Below are 17,871 nucleotides of genomic sequence, written 5' to 3' on the forward strand. Positions count from 1 at the left end.
TTTCTGCCCGCGAAGAGGTTTCGGATACATGCATGTGCATACAACGAAAAGGCGGTGAAGCCGGGCTTTGCAGATATTGGGCAGTTAATTGGGCCTTTTCTATATTTATTTACGTGCATTTGTAGCGTCAAAATGATAACATACATACATAGTAACCATTTTTGGCTCATTACTCGGGACTCATCATACATTAATACTAAATGAGCTTGCAAAAGGAGGATCCTGTCATGAGAATAGAGCGATTAAGTCAAGATAAGATACGGATTTTCCTCACTTTTGACGACCTGAGCGAGCGGGGCATCCAGAAGGAAGACATGTGGCAGGAAGTTCCCAAGGTGCACGACCTCTTTACGGAAATGATGGATCAGGCGTACAGTGAACTTGGTTTTGACGCTACCGGTCCGCTTGCCGTGGAAGTGTTCGCATTGCCCGCGCAAGGCATGGTCGTTATTGTGACCCGGGGGAAATATGATCACCATTCGTACGGTGGTCCCGGGGAAGATGAATTGCCTGAAGAGATTTACGAGATGGAAGTTACTCTTGAACAAAGCGACTCCATTGTGTATGCATTCCGCGATTTTGAGGTTCTGGTTGAAGCGGCCCATGTGCTCATCGGCAATATTACTTCTCAAGGACAGCTGTATTCTTATAATGATAAATGGTATCTCTACTTTGATCCGAAGGAATTCGAAGAAGCGGCATTATCGGGTCTTGTAGGCGTGCTTGCAGAGTTTGGAGATTCATCTCCGGTTACTCAGGCTGTTCTGGCTGAATACGGCAAGACAGTGATGGCGGAGAATGCAATCGAGACCTTATGCACTCATTTTAAACGCCAGGAATAAAGACGGAGAAGGGCAAGGAAGCATCGGCTTAACTGCCCTTCCCTGAGGTTTTGCTGACGGGAGACGATCGTATTTAAGGGACGGGCAGTAGTTCAGCCCTGGATTGAAATTCAGAAAGATACTAGTTTTTAGGCGCGGGGGAGGCTATTCGGTGCTTTTGTTATCGGTCATTTCGTCAGCAGTGGCACCGGGACTTGCGCTGCTGACTTTTTTCTATCTGAAAGACAAGTATGATCAGGAGCCGCTCCATATGGTGCTGAAGGTGTTCCTGCTCGGCCTGATTATAGTTCTGCCGGTGATGATTATCCAGAGAGGTCTTGTGCTTGGTCTGGACGGCGGCCCTTATGTAGATTCGTTTCTGATCTCCTCCGGCGTGGAGGAAGGTCTGAAGTGGTTTGTGCTGTACCATATGATTTACAATCATACCGAATTTGACGAGCCCTATGATGGAATACTATACGCCGTGGCGATTTCGCTCGGCTTCGCAACGATAGAGAATGTAATGTATGCCTGGTACAGCAATGCTTCAATCGGTTCAATGGTCATGAGGGCGCTGCTCCCGGTATCCGGCCATGCCATGTTTGGCGTGATTATGGGATATCATATGGGGAGGGCCAAGTTTTCAAAAGGAGTCAAGACCAGAGGGATTCTGCTTATTTCCCTGCTGCTGCCATGGCTCTGGCACGGGATTTATGATTTCATACTGACAACTACGGCTAATTATTGGATCTGGTTCATCGTGCCCCTGATGGCTGTTTTATGGTACGGAGGGATGGGCAAAGTGGCGCGGGCCAACAGCCGCTCCCCGTTTCGTTTTTTGAAGCGGGAGGAAGAGGTTAACCTATAATAGAGATGGACACACTTAATCCTACAGGGCAGTTCCTTAAGGCAAGGAATTCCAGAGAGGAGAGGGGTGTCTTTTTTTGCGTGTAAAAGTTCGGATTGTCTGCAAACAGTGCGGCGAAACCTACATATTAAGAGGAAACAAGGAGCAGGGAGTCATTCAGACCGGCTTCAAGCAATGCTTGTGCAGCAGTGTCAGCGGCTTCGATATTGAAGAGCGCGCCTGACTGCTGTTAATAGAATAGAAGAATTTCTATTTCTCCCTGAAACGCCCCGTCCTTTAAAGAACGGCGCAACTGTTTCCGCATGGGTGCATAAGACTTCTCAGTTATTGTCAAACTAACGGCAATAAGCTACTGAAAGGAGTTTGACGGGCCTATGTACAAAAGATTAAGCGCCATAATGTTCCCGCTGACCGCACTCTTGCTGCTTGGAGCACTGGTCTGGGGGTATCAGGAGAACCAGGAGAAGAATTCGATTCTGATCAAAGCGGAGAACCAATATCAGCGTGCGTTCCATGATCTGTCCTACCATGTGGAGCGGCTTCATGGAGAGCTGGGTAACACGCTGGCGGTCAACACCACTTCCAATGGAATGCACCGCAAGGGTCTGGTGAATGTATGGCGGATTACGAGCGAGGCGCAGAACGAGATCAACCAGCTGCCGCTTACGCTGCTGCCGTTCAGTGAGACAGAGGAATTCCTCTCGAAGATCTCCAATTTCTCCTATAAGGCAGCGGTACGGGATTTCACCAAGAAACCGCTGACCGAAGGTGAAATGGCTAACTTGAAGACACTTTATGCGAATTCGGCAGAGATCTCCAAGGATCTGCAGGATGTCCAGAACAAAGTCATCAGTAACAGGCTGCGTTGGATGGACGTAGAAACGGCACTGGCTACAGAGGAAGAAGCGGAAGACAACACGATCATCGACGGGTTCAAAACAGTCGACAAGCGGGTTGCTGCCTATCCTGAGCTGGACTATGGCCCTTCGGTAGCAAGTATATATGATAAGCGTTCTGTCAAGAAGCTGGGCGGCAAGCCCGTCACAGCAGAGCAGGTCAAAGCCAAGGCGCTGAAATTTGCCGGGTTGGGCGGGAATGCAAACGTGAAGATCCAGGAGAACGGTAAGGGGACCGAATGGGCATCCTACACAGCAACTATTACATCGGCAGACCACAAAGAGCCGTTCACCATGGATTTCACGGCAGAAGGCGGACTGCTGATCTCCTACAATGACAACCGTGAAGTGGGTCCGGCCAAGGTATCCATGAAGCAGGCCGTGGAGAAGGCAGGCAAGTTTCTGGAGAAGAAGGGTTATCCCGGCATGACCGCAGTTAGTGCAGACAGGTATGATAACCTGGGCAACTTAACCTTTGTTACCAGCCAGGACGGTGTTCTGATCTATCCGGAGAAGATGACGGTACGGGTCGGACTGGATACGGGGGAAGCCACCGGATTCCAGGCCAGTGATTATGTGCATGAGCATAAGGAGAAGCGCGTGATTCCAAAGCCGGAACTGTCCCTGGCCGAAGTCAGAACCAGGCTGAACCCGGAGTTCAAGGAGCTGTATAACAGGCTGGCCTGGATTGAGAATGAAGATGCTGAAGAACTGCTGACGTATGAATTCGGAGGCAAAATCAACGGCTCCCAGTTCCGGATCTATCTGAATGCCGCAGACGGGAACGAGGAATCTGTAGAGCAGATCCGTACCTCTTCCGGAGCACAGGACAAATAAGCCGAGATTCAGGCAGAGTAAGCTTAACCTTAAGAAAAGGCGCTTTCCAAAACAGGAAAGCGCCTTTTTTGCTGGCCGTATAACGGTATTTAACCGCTTAGCCCAAATAATATTTCTGACCGGGCATGAAAGGCCATGCTATAATCGGGTTAGCATTAATTACTAACTCAAGCGGCGGTGACAGGTTTGTATCCCAAAATCAACGAATATTTATACCTGCAGGTTGCTTCCAGCGATGCAGCGGAGTCAGAGGTCGAATACCGGGCAAGAATTGCTGACATGGAGGAAGATACCTTTCTGATAGAAATCCCCATGCAGGAGAGTAACGGGCGTCTGAAAAAACTGTTTGTCGGAGATGAGCTGTCTGTTTATTTTCTTACTGAAGGCGGCATTAAAAATTATTTCAACACCCATGTAATTGGCTTCAAGGAAGAGGTCATCCGGATGGTGCGCCTCCGCAAGCCTGCTGTGGAATCCATCTTCAAAATCCAGCGCCGCAGCTTTTTCCGCGTGAATGCCGAGCTGGAGCTTGCTGTTAAAGATTCCTTGGGCAGCCGCTTTCTGGTGCGGACTGAGGATATCGGCGGCGGGGGGACCTCATTCTTAAGCGATGCCAAAATTACTTTGAAGGTTGGAGATAAGCTAGGCTGCTGGCTGCTGGTAGCGTACCGTAACGGCAGCACGGAGCATGTTAATTTCGAAGGCGAAATTGTACGGATCAAGAAGCTCGAAACCGGACGTAATCTGGTCATGCTGAAGTTTTCGTCCATTTCCGATTCGGAACGCCAAAAAATAATCCGTTACTGTTTTGAACGCCAATTTGATTTCCGTAACCGGTGACAGGACTGTGCGGGGATTCCCCAAAAGGCATCAATATAAGCTTTTTTCTCCTCAAAAACCTCCGAGTCATTTTGCACTGAGGTATAAACTGTGGTATAATTTTATAAGTCGCAGGCAATGCCTGCTTTTTTCTTGATAATATCAGCAAGTCCCTAGAGAGATATGTCGATAGGCATATTTCCTGCGGAAGAGTGTTTGAGGAGGAATGCCCCGTTGGACAGGCAGGGGACACATACTTACGACAGAATTAACGTCGCCATCGACGGACCTGCCGGGGCAGGCAAAAGTACTGTAGCCCGATTGGTAGCACGGGAGCTGTCTTACATTTATGTAGACACGGGTGCGATGTACCGGGCAATCACCTGGTATATGATTCGTGAAGGCATATCTGCGGAGGAGCATGAACTGGTGCATCAGAGGATCCAGGACATGAATATTGACCTTCTTCCGGAGAAAGACGTGCAGAAAGTGTTGATTAATGGGGAAGACATGACCCCGCATATCCGGAGTCTTCAGGTCAGCGGCCAAGTGTCGCAGTATTCGAAGATCGAGGGTGTAAGATCCAGACTCAGCCAGCTGCAGCGCCAGATGGCACTCCGCAAGGGAGTCGTAATGGATGGCCGGGATATCGGTACAACCGTACTGCCGGATGCTGAAGTGAAGATTTTCATGACGGCAAGTGTGGAGGAGCGTGCTCTCCGTCGTTACAAGGAACTGAAGGATACGGAAACAGTGACTCTCCAGCAGCTTGAACATGATATTGCAGCGCGGGACCGTCTTGACGAGGGCCGTGAGATTTCACCGCTGCGCCGTGCCGAAGACGCTGTTCTTCTGGATACGACCCATATGGATATCGGTCAGGCCGTGGAAGCCATCGTCTCCCACTGCAGAACTTATGTTGACGGGGAGAGAAATCATCTATGATTTATGCAATTTGCTGTGGATTGCTTCGCTTTATTTATGCCATACTGTTCCCGCTTAAGATTGTGGGGAGAGAAAATGTGCCAAAGGAGGGCGGAGTCCTGCTCTGCGCAAATCACATCAGCCTGCTCGATCCGATGACGATTGGGATTAAGCTGAAACGACAGGTGAAATACATGGCCAAGGCGGAGCTCTTTACTGTTCCTGTATTAGGCTGGCTCATTAAGCAACTGGGAGCTTTTCCTGTCAAACGTGGCGGCGTAAGCAAAGAATCCATAAAAACGGCCCTTAATACGCTTCGCAGCGGAAATGTTATGGGCATCTTTCCGGAAGGCACGCGCAACTCTGACTCCGGTGCAGCTAAGAAAGGCGCAGCAAGTTTTGCCCTTCGCAGCGGCGCAGCCGTTGTACCTGCGGCTATTATCGGATCTTACAAGCCCTTTCGCCGGATGACTGTTGTTTACGGGGCTCCCATAGATCTCAGTTCGTTTGAAGGAGCAGGAAGTGAATCTCTGGAAGCGGTAACCGATGTTATTATGGGGCGTATCCACGAGATGATCCAAACAGGCAAGCCCAGTACGCGTTAAGCCCGGGCGCCTTGCATCTGCGAATCGCAGATGATTAATAGCATAACCGCTATTTTTTGGAACATACTAACGTACAAAGTGCAATTGATGATTGTTTTGAACTCTGCTATACGCGGGTTTAAATAAATGGGGTTTTGAATCGAGGAGGGTAATCACATGTCTGAAGAAATCAAAAATCAAGAAGCTGCGGATAACGTTGAGAACAACGAAACCGTGGAAGCAACAGAAGCTGTGGAATCCGCAGAAGCTGTTACGGGTACCGAAGAAGAAGTGACAAGCCAAGAAGGCCTGGAAATCATTTCTTTGAAAAAAGGCGATACCGTGAAAGGAACGATCGTCAAAATCGAAGATAACCAAGCTTATGTAAGCATTGGATATAAATACGACGGCGTCATTCCTATTCGCGAATTGTCTTCCGTACAACTGGACAATGCCGCAGCAGCGGTAGAAGTCGGACAAGAAGTGGAATGCAAGGTTGTCAGCATCAACGACAACAAGGAAAGCCTGGTTCTTTCCAAACGTGCAATCGACAGCGAAAAATCATGGGAAGATCTTGAGAAATACTTCGCTTCCCAGGAATCGTTCGAAGTTACTGTGGCTGACGTTGTCAAAGGCGGCCTCGTGGCTGACGTTGGCGCGCGCGGATTCATTCCGGCTTCCATGGTTGAACGTCACTTCGTTGAAGATTTCAGCGACTACAAAGGCCGCACATTGCGTGTGAAAGTGAAAGAACTTGACCGTGAGAACAGCAAGGTTATTCTTTCCGCCAAAGAAGTTCTGGAAGAAGAATTCGAAGCTAACAAGCAGAAGATCATGTCCGAGCTGTCCGAAGGACAAATCATCGAAGGTACTGTACAACGTCTGACTCAATTCGGCGCATTTGTGGATGTTGGCGGCGTTGACGGTCTGGTTCACGTATCCGAGATCGCCTGGAACCACGTGGAGAAGCCATCCGATGTAGTATCCGAAGGTGATAAGGTTCGCGTAAAAGTACTTAAGGTTGATCCTGAAAAAGGCAAAATCAGCCTCAGCATCAAAGCCGCTGCTCCGGGTCCTTGGGATTCCGCAGCTGGTCAGATCAACATCGGCGATGTAGTTACAGGCGAAGTTAAACGCCTTGTAAACTTCGGCGCGTTCGTTGAACTGCTTCCAGGCGTTGAAGGCCTTGTGCACATTTCCCAGATCTCCCACAAGCACATTGGCACTCCGCATGAAGTGCTCAAAGAAGGACAGGAAGTACAAGTGAAAGTGCTTGACTTCAATCCATCCGAGAAGCGCGTAAGCCTCAGCATCAAGGAAACCGAAGAAGCTCCGGCTCCTACGGCTAGACCTGAACGCAGCAACAGCAGAGACAGAGCGCCAAAAGAAGTGCTGAACAATCCTAACGTATCGCTCAGCAATGAAGGCCTCAGCTTCACACTGGCTGAACGTTTCGGCGACAAGCTGGACAAATTCAAGGGTAACAACTAATCCCTTTGTTATTTCATCATAACGGGTAAAGTAATCGGCGAGCCCTCGATAAGAGGGTTCGCCGATTGTGTTTTACAGGCAAGTATGGAGCGGCGGAACAGTTGTAAGACTGTTAGCCAATTGTATTGTTTTTTGCTATGATGAGTAACGTAAGGAAGACAGGAGGAATGAATATGGCAAGACCCGTTGTGGCCATCGTTGGCAGGCCTAACGTCGGTAAATCGACGATTTTTAACAGGCTGATTGGCGATAGACTGGCCATCGTAGAAGATAAACCGGGGATTACACGTGACCGGATATACGGAGTTTCGGATTGGAACGGCAAATCCTTCAGTGTGATTGATACCGGGGGGATTGAAATTGACGGTGAAGACGCCATTCTGAAGTCGATCCGCGTTCAGGCGGAGCTGGCGATCGAAGAAGCGGATGTCATCGTCTTTATGTGCGAGGCGAAGAGCGGACTTACGAGCTCGGATGAAGAAGTAGCGCAGATTCTTTTCCGTTCGGGCAAGCCGATCGTTCTGGCTATTAATAAAGTGGATAACATGAAGCGCACCGAGGATATTTATGAATTTTACAGCCTTGGAATTGGCGACCCGATCGGGATTTCAGGAAGCCACGGAACCGGAATCGGAGATCTGCTGGATGCGGTTGTTGAACGTCTGCCTGATAAAACCGATGAGGAATATGACGATGATGTCATTCGTGTAGCTTTGATCGGCCGTCCGAATGTAGGTAAATCCTCGCTGGTGAATGCTATTCTTGGCGAAGAACGCGTAATTGTCAGCGATGTTGCGGGTACTACACGCGATGCGATCGATACACCGTTTGAACGGGATGGCCAGCGTTATGTGCTCATTGATACTGCGGGCATGCGTAAACGCGGCAAGGTCTATGAAAACACGGAAAAATACAGCGTGATGAGAGCCATGAAGGCTATTGAACGTGCTGATGTTGTACTGGTGGTAATTAACGGTGAAGAAGGCATTATTGATCAGGACAAGCATATTGCCGGTTATGCCCATGATGCGGGCAAAGCCTCTATCTTTGTCGTCAACAAATGGGATGCCATTGAGAAAGACGACAAGACAATGCAGAATTTCGAACGCAATATCCGTGATCACTTCCTGTTCATGAGCTATGCGCCAGTGGTGTTCCTGTCTGCGCTTACCAAACAGCGGCTGCAGAAGCTGCTGCCGGTCGTACAGCATGTCGCACAGCAGCATGCACTCCGGATTACCACGCATCTGGTGAACGATGTGGTATCCGATGCAGTAGCGATCAATCCTCCGCCGACAGACAAAGGACGGCGTCTGCGCATCAATTATGTAACCCAGGTTGCTACGAAGCCGCCGACAATCGTGGTATTCGTCAACGATCCTTCGCTGATGCACTTCTCCTATGAGCGTTATCTGGAGAATAAGCTGCGCGCGGCATTCAATTTCGAAGGCACACCGATCCGTCTCTTTACACGGCGCAAATCCGAAAACGAAGGTTAGGGGAGAAGAGTAGTGGCGTTTGAACTTCTGGTTATCGTTGTAAGCTATTTGCTTGGCTCTATCAGCTTCAGTGTATTGCTCGCCCGGCTGCTTAAAGGCATCGACATCCGCCAATATGGAAGCGGCAATGCGGGGGCAACCAATACACTGCGGGTAATGGGGAAGGGACCGGCCATACTGGTGCTGTTTCTGGACGTACTGAAGGGAATTGCCGCAGTCTGGCTTGGAACATGGGCCGGCGGCTGGGGAACCTGGATTGCAGTGGGCTGTGGGATCGCTGCCATCATCGGGCATAATTGGCCGCTCTATTTTCACTTTCGCGGAGGGAAAGGCATTGCAACGACAATTGGCGTAATGGCTACGCTTGTATTCTGGCCTGCACTAATTGCTGGATTGATTGCTATTCTGGCAATCGTTCTGACCCGGTATGTGTCGCTGGGTTCTCTGATCTTCGTGGCATTGACACCGGTATTTCTGCTGTTTACCGGGTTCACAACGCCTGAGCTATGGGGTAGCCTGATTATCGCACTGTTTGCGTTCTGGCGTCACCGCAGCAATATACTTAAGATTTCACAGGGCCGGGAGAACAAAATCGGCTCCAAAGTTAAGGAGGCGAATCGCGTTGTCTGATAAAGTAACCGTGCTGGTCGCGGGCAGTTGGGGAACTGCGCTGGCCACTGTGCTGGCGGCTAACCACTCGGAGGTTTATCTGTGGACGCGAAAACCCGAACAAGCTGCCGAGATTAATGAAGCCCATACGAATCATCATTTTCTGCCGGGAATCACTCTTCCTGCGAACATTATTGCCACTACGGACATGGAGACGGCTGTTTCCGGTTCGAAGGCAGTAGTTATTGTTGCGCCTTCTTCCGGAATGCGCCAGGTTGCGCACAGCCTGAAGCCCTTCTGGAAGGAAGATATGCTCTGTATTCATGCTACGAAGGGCTTTGAGACGGAGAGCATGAAGCGTATGTCGACAGTGATCTCAGAAGAGCTTGGCTGCAATGAAAGTCAGGTCGTTGTCCTCTCCGGCCCGAGTCACGCGGAGGAAGTAGTACGGCTCTGTCCGACTACCGTTGTGGTGGCTTCACCTGACGATAGCCGTGCCGCTGCAGCGCAAGGACTGTTCATTAACAATGACTTCCGGGTATATACCAACCGCGATCAGGTCGGCGTAGAGCTGGCTGGCGCACTGAAGAATATTATCGCGCTGGGTGCAGGGCTATCGGACGGGCTGGGCTTCGGGGACAATGCCAAAGCAGCGCTTCTTACCCGCGGCTTGGCCGAGATTTCCCGTGTTGGCGTAGAGCTTGGGGCGAACCCGCTGACCTTCTCCGGTCTTGCCGGACTCGGTGACCTTGTCGTGACGGCGACCAGCCAGCACAGCCGCAACTGGCGTGCCGGTTCCATGCTGGGCCAGGGCAAGCCGCTGGCAGAGGTGCTGGAGTCCATGGGCATGGTAGTGGAAGGTATCCGGACAACGGAAGCTGCTTATGCGATATCGCTTAAATTAGGCGTGCAGATGCCGATTACGGACCAGATTTATCATGTGCTGTTCAAGGGAAGAACACCGCGTAATGCGGTGGAAGCCTTGATGGGCCGTGACCGCAAGACAGAGATGGAAGCCATTTCACAGGAAACCTGGGAGCAATGGCATTCCTGATCGCGTTCACCTTTTGCCGGAGAGCCTCATATGTTGTATTGGGGATTGACGGAGGAGGGATGAATAGTGAGCAGAGATTTTTCCAAGGATGCTTTGAACGCCATTAACAAGAAGGCGGGCAAGAACATTACGGAAGGTGCCATCAAGAAGCTGGCCGGGACGGTCAAGCCGGGCACCACGCAGAATGAAGCCCAGCTCCGCCAGTTAATTAAGCAGGTGTCAGCAATGGCCAAAGTGCCAGTCAGTGAAGCTACCGTGCAGGAAATCATCAATGCCGTTAAAAAAGGCGGCGCGGGTTCCGGTTCGATGGAGTCTTTAATGAAAATGCTGCTGAAAAAATAGCATATCATGCATAAAGGAGCCACCCCTCCAGGGCTGGCAAATTGCTTGTCTGCTTGTGTAGGGCAAAAACCCGGGAATCTAGCCAGATTCCGAGGTTTTTGCTCTTTTTTTAATATAAAGACTTATAATATCTAAGGTTTCACGCTATAATAGTCGCAATCCGGGTATAGTGAAATGGGGGCGCATGGACTATGGATCCAATGACGAAAATGTGGCTGTCTCTGATTGCGGTACTGATTATGGGTTTATCCGTTTTTTTGATTACATTTGCACGCAGCAGGACCAAGGGCTGGCTTAGAGGCGTACTATCCGTACTTGCATTTGTGATTATGCTGATCGGGATATTAGGCGGAGCCGCTTCAATTATGTAAGCATTTACAATACACTCAGACAGACGTATTTCTGACAGAATCGATTGATGATTTTACAGGAATGGAGCGTGTGTTGATCTATGACCGGTTCAGGAATCCCCTATGCACTTGAGACAGCGCTGGGCAGCATAGTAGAAGATTTAGAATACTACGGGCTGGGCAAGCCCCCTGTTTGGCTTCTGGGAGGGAGCTGCGGGCTGCTGCTGCACGGGGCCCAACTGGCTGTCCCGCCGCGTGATATTGATGTCTATTGCGACCTGAAGGATACCTGGCAGCTTCATCAATCCCTTCTCCGGTATGCAGTCAGTCCGCCGGAAGAGGATTTCAGCGGAAGCTGTTATTCACTGCGCGCTCTCTATTTCATGGGGGAGGCCAAGGTTGAACTGGTGGGCGGGTTCAGAATGGGCAGCGGCGAATGGCAATATTCAGTGGATGCCGGCATGCTGCAGCAGTATGCCCCGGTACGCAATTACGAAGGGATTGGCCTTGTGCGTCTGATGCCGGTGGTTCATGAGCTGATATTTAATCTGCTGCGGGGCAGGGACGCGCGCTGCCAGGCAATCGCGGGGCTGATCAAACAGGATAAGGCCGCCCATCTCCCGCTGCTGTATCAGTTAATTCAAGAGAACCATCTGGAAGATCACCTGCAGGCGAAGCTGGAGGCATTGCTGGAGATATCCACATCCATAGAGATTTAAGATGAACCAAGGAAGGAACAACATCATGGCATCTCATAAAAAAATAAATGTCACTTTCCTGCCCGACACCCGGCGTGTCTCCGTGCCACATGGAGTATCGCTGCTTGAGGCGGTACACAGAGCCGGAATCGTTCTGCCCACCCGCTGCGGCGGTAAAGCCGGATGCCTGATGTGCAAAGTGTCAGTAGATCCCGGAGAGTCAGCAGCGCTGAGACCTCCTTCAGATGCCGAGAGACGCAAGCTGGGCAGCCTGCTGGATCAAGGCGTCCGTCTGGCCTGCCAGGCCGCTGTCTGGGAGGATGTGAGCGTGCACATTCCCGAGGACCCGCTTAAGGCGGCCGTACGCCGCAGACTGGAAGCTGCGCGCCGTGGAGAAGCAGAGGACTTATGGTGACTGGGAAGGCTTAGCAGATAACCAGAGAAAGGGGGCGTATTTATCAACTCCATGTATCAGGTGAAACGCCGGCAATCACTGAGAAGAGCAGCCCTGCTGCCTTGGGTTGCCCTGCTGCTATGGTCACTTGGCGGCTGCATGTATCCCGGGGATTCTGAGCAGCGGCAGCCCGGCAGCGGGTACCGCGAGAGTGTGAAGCGGGTGCAGGCAGCGGTAGATGTCTATCAGGAGCAGGAAGGCCTGCTTCCGATTAAGACCAGCGATGAAGCAACGCCAAGATATGAGAAATTCGTGGTCGATCTGAATAAACTGCAGCAGGCAGGGTACCTGGATGAAATACCGGCAGCGGCTTTTGAGAAGGGCGGCAGCGCGTATTTTCTGATTCTGGACGAAGAAAGTGATCCTCAGGTGAAGCTGATGGACCTGGTGACCGTGCAGAAGGTTAACGATGTACAGCGCAAGGTTAACCTCTACAAGTCCGCACATGGTGGAGAACTGCCGGCGGAAAAAGAAGTGTATCCGGGCCTCTCTGCAATTGATGCCAAGAAGGCGGGAACAGCGTCTATTAAGCTGAACAGTGTGTATTCCGGCCAGGCCCTGCAGTTCCTTATGGACAAGGACGGTACGGTATATGCCGATTACGGTGCGGATATCAGCTCAGCTATAGATAAGAATGGCGGGGCGCCTGAGGCAGACCGCGACTTGCGTCTGGAGCTGGAGCAGGCGTCGTATTACGTGCCCGTTAAGTCATTGCCTTATTTGTGGGTTGACGGCCAGCCGGTTCCGCAGGCTCCGACGGAATAGAAGCTTTAGATCAGCACCGGATTATAATTTCGGTGCTTTTTTGTATTTGTACAGAATTTATTCAGTGTAAGTACCGCATTTAGATTCGCTCCCCCGGCAGTTGTCCACGGATTTCCTGATTATTTTGGCAGTCCGCAGCGGCAACCTGGTGGATCAAGGCGTAAATAGTTTGGAGTGCACGATGTTTAGTTGTATTTCGTGCAGTTAAAAGACGGTGAAAAAACGGATTTTTCAGATTAACTGTATTCTGTACAACTAAAATTAGCGGAAAGCCCTTTTATCGCGTTATGGGGATTTTTAGATGTAGAAAATACAATTAAAGCTCTAGTGGCATGCTAATCGACCGCTTTAGTTGCACAAAATACAGTTAGAGCGTGCACTCAAAACAAAATACCTGAGTCAAACCATATAGTGGTTCTAGGCGAAAACCCGGCTTCATAGGATTGATGAGAAGACTTCCGGGCGTCGTGACGCATTGGCGTGCTAGAGCGGGCATACAAAATTTCAACTGCAAAATGCACGGACGAGGGTCATAAATCCGTTCTGGATACATATGATGATACTAGTCCAAATGCATGTCCGAGCATTCGGAGTTTAGCGCGGGGCAACATGTTCCGCCTCAGGCAGTAGCTAGGCTTCGGGCGGGCAAAGCTTAGTCCGGTGGTTGTCCTGCAAGGGTCAGTTTGCCGGCGGAACGCGAAGTCGATGCTCTTCAGGCATTTTTTCTTCGGAGTAATATGAGGAGGGGATCTCTTTTGGAAAAAGTGGATATTTTCAAGGACATTGCCGAGCGTACCGGCGGAGACATTTATCTCGGCGTCGTCGGCGCGGTTCGCACGGGGAAATCGACATTCATCAAACGGTTCATGGAAACGATTGTTCTTCCGAACATCACAAGTGAAGCGGACCGGGTAAGAGCAGTGGATGAACTGCCGCAAAGTGCGGCGGGCAAAACAATTATGACCACTGAGCCCAAATTTGTACCGAATAACGCGGTGCAGATCAAGGTGGCGGAGGGTCTGGAAGTCAATGTCCGACTGGTCGATTGTGTGGGTTATGCGGTAGAAGGTGCCAAAGGCTACGAGGATGAGAATGGTCCGCGTATGATCTCAACACCGTGGTTTGAGGAACCGATTCCGTTCCAGGAAGCGGCTGAGATCGGTACACGCAAAGTGATTCAGGAGCATTCCACACTCGGTGTGGTAGTGACAACCGACGGTACGATTGCTGAAATTCCCCGGAACTCGTATGTGGATTCCGAAGAGCGCGTCATCGCTGAGCTGAAGGAGGTTGGCAAGCCGTTTGTGCTTGTAATCAACTCCACCCGGCCGCGCAGTGAGGAAGCACAGCAGCTGCGCAACGAGCTCGCACTCAAATATGATATTCCGGTAATGACACTCAGCGCCGCCAATATGACGGAAGATGATGTGACCGGGGTACTCCGTGAAGTGCTGTATGAATTCCCGGTACATGAAGTTAATGTCAATCTGCCAAGCTGGGTTATGGTGCTGGGCGAGAATCACTGGCTGCGCAGCAGCTATGAGAATTCTGTCCGCGATACGGTGAAGGATATCCGCCGCCTGCGGGATGTGGACCGGCTCGTCTCCCAGTTTACAGAATATGATTTCATCGACAGGGCTGGCCTCAGCGGCATGAACATGGGCCAGGGGGTAGCGGAGATCGATCTATACGCTCCTGAAGAGCTGTATGACCAGGTTCTCATGGAGGTGGTCGGCGTGGAGATCCGCGGCAAAGACCATCTGCTCCAGCTGATGCAGGACTTCTCCCATGCCAAACGTGAGTATGACCGCTTCTCGGAAGCTCTGGAGATGGTCAAAACTACAGGTTATGGTATCGCAGCCCCATCCCTGGCTGAGATGGCTCTGGATGAGCCTGAGCTGATCCGTCAGGGCTCCCGCTTCGGGGTCCGGCTGAAGGCTACAGCACCTTCGATCCATATGATCCGGGTCGATGTCGAATCTGAATTCTCGCCGATTATCGGCACAGAGAAGCAGAGTGAAGAGCTGGTGCGTTACCTGATGCAGGACTTTGAGAATGACCCGATCAAGATCTGGGAATCGGATATCTTCGGCCGTTCCCTGCATTCCATCGTCCGTGAGGGCATCCAGGGCAAGATTGCCATGATGCCGGATAATGCCCGCTATAAGCTGCAGGAAACGCTGGGCCGGATTATTAACGAAGGTTCAGGCGGACTGATTGCCATAATTCTCTAAATGTAAGCAGGCCTAGCGATAAGAGCGGAAGAATTTCCGCTCTTTTTTGCTGCTGATTTTTAGATTTCGAAGATAGCTTACCGGCGGGCAAAAGGGGGAATCTCCCAGGGAAGACTCCGATTTTACGGAATAAATGGTAGTAATAGACTGCGCGAAACCCCGAAAACATGTGGAAACATGCTACTTTCTGCTCCTTTTTTGAGTAACGCCTTGAAATTATGGGTGGGCTGTATTACTATAAGTTTGTTGCGCTTCTAGAAGAGAGGCGCCAGTATCCAGTAATAAACGGGATTATCACGTATATTTTGCGTTGAAACGGAAACAGTGTATGATACCGGAAATTTGCCCAGGGAGGTGAGAAAACATGAACAAATCAGATTTGATCAACGTAGTTACAGAAGCAACTGAACTTCCCAAGAAAGATGCTACTAAAGCGGTAGATGCCGTTTTCGAAGCTATCACAGGTGCACTGCAAAGCGGAGATAAAGTACAGCTGGTTGGATTCGGAAACTTTGAAGTGCGCGAACGTTCCGCACGTAAAGGCCGTAACCCACAGACTGGTGAAGAAATCGAAATTCCTTCGAGCAAGGTACCGGCATTCAAACCCGGTAAAGCGCTGAAAGACGGAATCAAATAGAGATTTCTACATATCTATCCCATAGTCTTTGAATAACAACTATGCCGCCCTCCAAGGCGGCATTTGTTTTTTAGAAGCTTAGGCATACCATACTTTAAGGAGGATCACAAATGACTGAGAAGCACAATGAAGTGAATCCTGCACCATCAGGCAGCGATTATATCGTAATCAAAGCCAAAGAGAACGGAGTTCAGGTCATCGGACTGACAAGGGGCCTGGATACCCGCTTTCACCATACGGAGAAGCTCGATAAAGGCGAAGTCCTCATTGCCCAATTCACAGATCATACCTCAGCGATGAAAATCCGCGGCAAAGCTGAAATCTGGAGCAAACACGGACAATTAGAGAGTGAAAGCTGAGAAGCAGGCATAGCCTGCTTTTTTTCAAAATATAACTAGATATAGGGCTGTCTGCGGTTCAGTATAATCCTGCTGCGCAGCGGAAATTCTGAGTAAGGGGGCTTGTCATGAACCGTAGCTGGCTGATTGGAACTGTCTTGCTGCTGACCGCGGCATCTACCATGCTGCTGCCTCAGCTCGCCAGTCTCGGGGCAGTCCCCCAGGGCGCCTATGGTACAGTGGAGACTATAAGCCGGGACAGCACCGTTCTGGGCGATGACAATCTGGTAGATAGGCTCGGGGAGATTCCCTTTAGCCTGGTTATAGACAAGGCAGGCTGGAAGGACCTGGTGTTAACCCTGGATCTTAAGGTGACCGGCAATGACCACGAACCGCAGGAGCTGTATCAGAACATGGCGCTGGCGATTGCTTTTGCCTTTCAGGAGACCGGTAATGTCAATCAGCTGCTGCTCCGAGTGGTGGCTGAGGATAAATGGCTGGATACCCGCCGCCTGCTGCTGGCTGGTGACATCCGCCGGGAGGAATGGTCTCACCGGCTGCAGGATGAGCTGCAGAATGCCGGCAATTCCCCGCTGCCCGATTCGCTGAAGAACGGCTTCCGCATTAGTGAAAGCGAGCTGTGGAAAAAACAGTTCATTTATCCCTGAAGTGGGTAAAAGAAACTAGAATGCACGACCGTGCGTGACCAAAAAACATGTGATATAATAGACAAGATTGTGAACAAAGATATAGTCAAACGTCAATGGCTTCGGAGGCTGAAATGAAACCGTACCGCATACCGCAACTGGCTAAACCCTACACCGACTACGACATGATTCAGCGGCATACGGAATTGCCGCCGTTCTCAGACGGGCGGGGTCATTTGTTATATATTTTTCTGGGTCACGGCCGGAGTGCCGGATTCCAGAGTGGAGAGCTGTTCACTCTGGTGACCGGGCTTGTGCAGCTCGGGCTGGACACACATGAGAGCATCGACCGTTATCATGATGAGCCCGGCGGTGATATGATGCGTTCCCGCCAGCTTAAGGTGCTGGCCGGCGATTACTTCAGCAGCTGGTTCTATCACCTGCTCGCCAAACACGAACAAATTGAGATGGTGGGTATTCTAAGTACGGCTATCGCTGATTTTAATGTGATGAAGGCTAATCTTTACGGCAAGATGAAAGGGCTGCTTTTCACAGCCGAACAATATTTGAAGCACACGGTACAGCTCAATATGAGGCTGTTTCTTTCTTTTACACCGATGATTGAGGAGCCGCTCCGGGATAGCTGGGAGAAGCTGCTGGTGGAGTTCAGCCAGTGCGAAACCGTAACGCAGGAGCTGCGCCGCGGCGCAGACCCAGTAAGTGCTCTGGAAGGCTACTGCTACTGGAAGGTGCTGGAGTCGGCGACGGAAGAGGAGCGCCAGCTGCTGGGAGAGCAGGAACTGGACATCCGGGACTGGAAGAAGCTTAAGCTAAGAAGCAAATGTGATGCCCTGCTGACAGACAAGCTGCATGCATCGCTTGAGTCCATTCAGGGCTTGCTGCAGAGTATCAAGGACGAGGAACTGATCAGTGAGCTGAGTGCTGCGCTGGACCGCCTTCTTCTGCAAATGAAAATTTCCGGACAAGCTGCCGTGGAGGGTTAG

Annotated in this window: 21 protein-coding genes; all 21 read left to right on the forward strand. The window is 50.7% G+C overall.

The window, feature by feature from the left end; genetic code table 11:
• Window positions 1-227 precede the first annotated feature (227 nt).
• The 21 genes from NSU14_RS09190 to NSU14_RS09290 all read left to right on the forward strand — a co-directional run bounded on the left by NSU14_RS09190 (window position 228) and on the right by NSU14_RS09290 (window position 17,871).
• Complete coding sequence (locus NSU14_RS09190; protein ID WP_039301763.1) at window positions 228-842, forward strand: genetic competence negative regulator; 615 nt, start codon at window positions 228-230, stop codon at window positions 840-842.
• A 151-nt stretch (window positions 843-993) separates the two neighbouring features.
• Entirely contained in the window at window positions 994-1,689 is a 696-nt protein-coding gene (prsW, locus tag NSU14_RS09195) for a glutamic-type intramembrane protease PrsW (protein WP_039301765.1), read from the forward strand.
• 76 nt (window positions 1,690-1,765) lie between these two features.
• Window positions 1,766-1,912, forward strand: a complete 147-nt coding sequence (locus tag NSU14_RS09200) for a hypothetical protein (protein WP_171716693.1) — start codon at window positions 1,766-1,768, stop codon at window positions 1,910-1,912.
• Window positions 1,913-2,063: 151 nt separating this feature from the next.
• Window positions 2,064-3,422 carry a germination protein YpeB gene (ypeB, locus tag NSU14_RS09205; protein WP_340944328.1) on the forward strand — a complete coding sequence of 453 codons (1,359 nt, stop codon included), beginning with the start codon at window positions 2,064-2,066 and terminating at the stop codon, window positions 3,420-3,422.
• A 186-nt stretch (window positions 3,423-3,608) separates the two neighbouring features.
• Window positions 3,609-4,262: a flagellar brake protein gene (locus NSU14_RS09210; protein ID WP_171716691.1), complete on the forward strand. Its 654-nt coding sequence runs from the start codon at window positions 3,609-3,611 to the stop codon at window positions 4,260-4,262.
• A gap of 213 nt (window positions 4,263-4,475) precedes the next feature.
• Window positions 4,476-5,186, forward strand: a complete 711-nt coding sequence (gene cmk / locus NSU14_RS09215) for a (d)CMP kinase (protein ID WP_042138633.1) — start codon at window positions 4,476-4,478, stop codon at window positions 5,184-5,186.
• Window positions 5,183-5,770, forward strand: coding sequence for a lysophospholipid acyltransferase family protein (locus NSU14_RS09220; protein WP_042138632.1), 588 nt, complete (start codon window positions 5,183-5,185; stop codon window positions 5,768-5,770). The genes cmk and NSU14_RS09220 overlap by 4 nt, the downstream gene beginning before the upstream one ends.
• Window positions 5,771-5,926: 156 nt before the next feature.
• Window positions 5,927-7,240: a 30S ribosomal protein S1 gene (gene rpsA / locus NSU14_RS09225; RefSeq protein WP_081970066.1), complete on the forward strand. Its 1,314-nt coding sequence runs from the start codon at window positions 5,927-5,929 to the stop codon at window positions 7,238-7,240.
• Window positions 7,241-7,413: 173 nt separating this feature from the next.
• Window positions 7,414-8,739 carry a ribosome biogenesis GTPase Der gene (der, locus tag NSU14_RS09230; protein WP_042138631.1) on the forward strand — a complete coding sequence of 442 codons (1,326 nt, stop codon included), beginning with the start codon at window positions 7,414-7,416 and terminating at the stop codon, window positions 8,737-8,739.
• Window positions 8,740-8,751: 12 nt separating this feature from the next.
• A complete protein-coding gene (gene plsY, locus NSU14_RS09235) occupies window positions 8,752-9,369 on the forward strand; it encodes a glycerol-3-phosphate 1-O-acyltransferase PlsY (protein WP_039301782.1) in 618 nt (205 codons plus the stop codon).
• Window positions 9,362-10,402 carry an NAD(P)H-dependent glycerol-3-phosphate dehydrogenase gene (locus NSU14_RS09240; RefSeq protein ID WP_039301785.1) on the forward strand — a complete coding sequence of 347 codons (1,041 nt, stop codon included), beginning with the start codon at window positions 9,362-9,364 and terminating at the stop codon, window positions 10,400-10,402. The genes plsY and NSU14_RS09240 overlap by 8 nt, the downstream gene beginning before the upstream one ends.
• Window positions 10,403-10,468: 66 nt before the next feature.
• Complete coding sequence (locus NSU14_RS09245) at window positions 10,469-10,744, forward strand: stage VI sporulation protein F (protein ID WP_039301788.1); 276 nt, start codon at window positions 10,469-10,471, stop codon at window positions 10,742-10,744.
• Between the two features lie 191 nt (window positions 10,745-10,935).
• On the forward strand, window positions 10,936-11,115 hold the full coding sequence (locus NSU14_RS09250) for a DUF2768 family protein (protein ID WP_039301791.1): 180 nt from the start codon (window positions 10,936-10,938) through the stop codon (window positions 11,113-11,115).
• Window positions 11,116-11,195: 80 nt separating this feature from the next.
• A complete protein-coding gene (locus tag NSU14_RS09255) occupies window positions 11,196-11,813 on the forward strand; it encodes a hypothetical protein (RefSeq protein WP_076243348.1) in 618 nt (205 codons plus the stop codon).
• Between the two features lie 25 nt (window positions 11,814-11,838).
• Complete coding sequence (locus tag NSU14_RS09260) at window positions 11,839-12,207, forward strand: 2Fe-2S iron-sulfur cluster-binding protein (RefSeq protein WP_042138629.1); 369 nt, start codon at window positions 11,839-11,841, stop codon at window positions 12,205-12,207.
• Window positions 12,208-12,258: 51 nt separating this feature from the next.
• Window positions 12,259-13,011 (forward strand): hypothetical protein, encoded by a 753-nt coding sequence (locus NSU14_RS09265; protein WP_445670007.1) that lies wholly within the window; start codon window positions 12,259-12,261, stop codon window positions 13,009-13,011.
• 755 nt (window positions 13,012-13,766) lie between these two features.
• Entirely contained in the window at window positions 13,767-15,245 is a 1,479-nt protein-coding gene (gene spoIVA, locus NSU14_RS09270) for a stage IV sporulation protein A (RefSeq protein ID WP_039301803.1), read from the forward strand.
• A gap of 364 nt (window positions 15,246-15,609) precedes the next feature.
• Complete coding sequence (locus NSU14_RS09275; RefSeq protein WP_019909963.1) at window positions 15,610-15,882, forward strand: HU family DNA-binding protein; 273 nt, start codon at window positions 15,610-15,612, stop codon at window positions 15,880-15,882.
• A 110-nt stretch (window positions 15,883-15,992) separates the two neighbouring features.
• Entirely contained in the window at window positions 15,993-16,241 is a 249-nt protein-coding gene (mtrB, locus tag NSU14_RS09280; protein ID WP_042138627.1) for a trp RNA-binding attenuation protein MtrB, read from the forward strand.
• A 107-nt stretch (window positions 16,242-16,348) separates the two neighbouring features.
• Entirely contained in the window at window positions 16,349-16,888 is a 540-nt protein-coding gene (locus NSU14_RS09285; protein WP_340944340.1) for a hypothetical protein, read from the forward strand.
• A gap of 113 nt (window positions 16,889-17,001) precedes the next feature.
• Window positions 17,002-17,871: a heptaprenyl diphosphate synthase component 1 gene (locus tag NSU14_RS09290; protein WP_336102613.1), complete on the forward strand. Its 870-nt coding sequence runs from the start codon at window positions 17,002-17,004 to the stop codon at window positions 17,869-17,871.

Origin of the sequence: Paenibacillus sp. FSL R10-2771, assembly GCF_038000205.1 — a bacterium.
Taxonomy (GTDB): domain Bacteria; phylum Bacillota; class Bacilli; order Paenibacillales; family Paenibacillaceae; genus Paenibacillus_AQ; species Paenibacillus_AQ phytohabitans.

Bases quoted from the DNA above. Each gene is read 5' to 3' on its own strand.
- NSU14_RS09255 (WP_076243348.1), top strand. From the start codon at position 11,196: ATGACCGGTTCAGGAATCCCCTATGCACTTGAGACAGCGCTGGGCAGC.
- rpsA (WP_081970066.1), top strand. From the start codon at position 5,927: ATGTCTGAAGAAATCAAAAATCAAGAAGCTGCGGATAACGTTGAGAAC.
- NSU14_RS09260 (WP_042138629.1), top strand. From the start codon at position 11,839: ATGGCATCTCATAAAAAAATAAATGTCACTTTCCTGCCCGACACCCGG.
- NSU14_RS09265 (WP_445670007.1), top strand. From the start codon at position 12,259: ATGTATCAGGTGAAACGCCGGCAATCACTGAGAAGAGCAGCCCTGCTG.
- NSU14_RS09290 (WP_336102613.1), top strand. From the start codon at position 17,002: ATGAAACCGTACCGCATACCGCAACTGGCTAAACCCTACACCGACTAC.
- NSU14_RS09220 (WP_042138632.1), top strand. From the start codon at position 5,183: ATGATTTATGCAATTTGCTGTGGATTGCTTCGCTTTATTTATGCCATA.
- NSU14_RS09285 (WP_340944340.1), top strand. From the start codon at position 16,349: ATGAACCGTAGCTGGCTGATTGGAACTGTCTTGCTGCTGACCGCGGCA.
- NSU14_RS09275 (WP_019909963.1), top strand. From the start codon at position 15,610: ATGAACAAATCAGATTTGATCAACGTAGTTACAGAAGCAACTGAACTT.
- NSU14_RS09190 (WP_039301763.1), top strand. From the start codon at position 228: ATGAGAATAGAGCGATTAAGTCAAGATAAGATACGGATTTTCCTCACT.
- mtrB (WP_042138627.1), top strand. From the start codon at position 15,993: ATGACTGAGAAGCACAATGAAGTGAATCCTGCACCATCAGGCAGCGAT.
- NSU14_RS09250 (WP_039301791.1), top strand. From the start codon at position 10,936: ATGGATCCAATGACGAAAATGTGGCTGTCTCTGATTGCGGTACTGATT.
- ypeB (WP_340944328.1), top strand. From the start codon at position 2,064: ATGTACAAAAGATTAAGCGCCATAATGTTCCCGCTGACCGCACTCTTG.
- der (WP_042138631.1), top strand. From the start codon at position 7,414: ATGGCAAGACCCGTTGTGGCCATCGTTGGCAGGCCTAACGTCGGTAAA.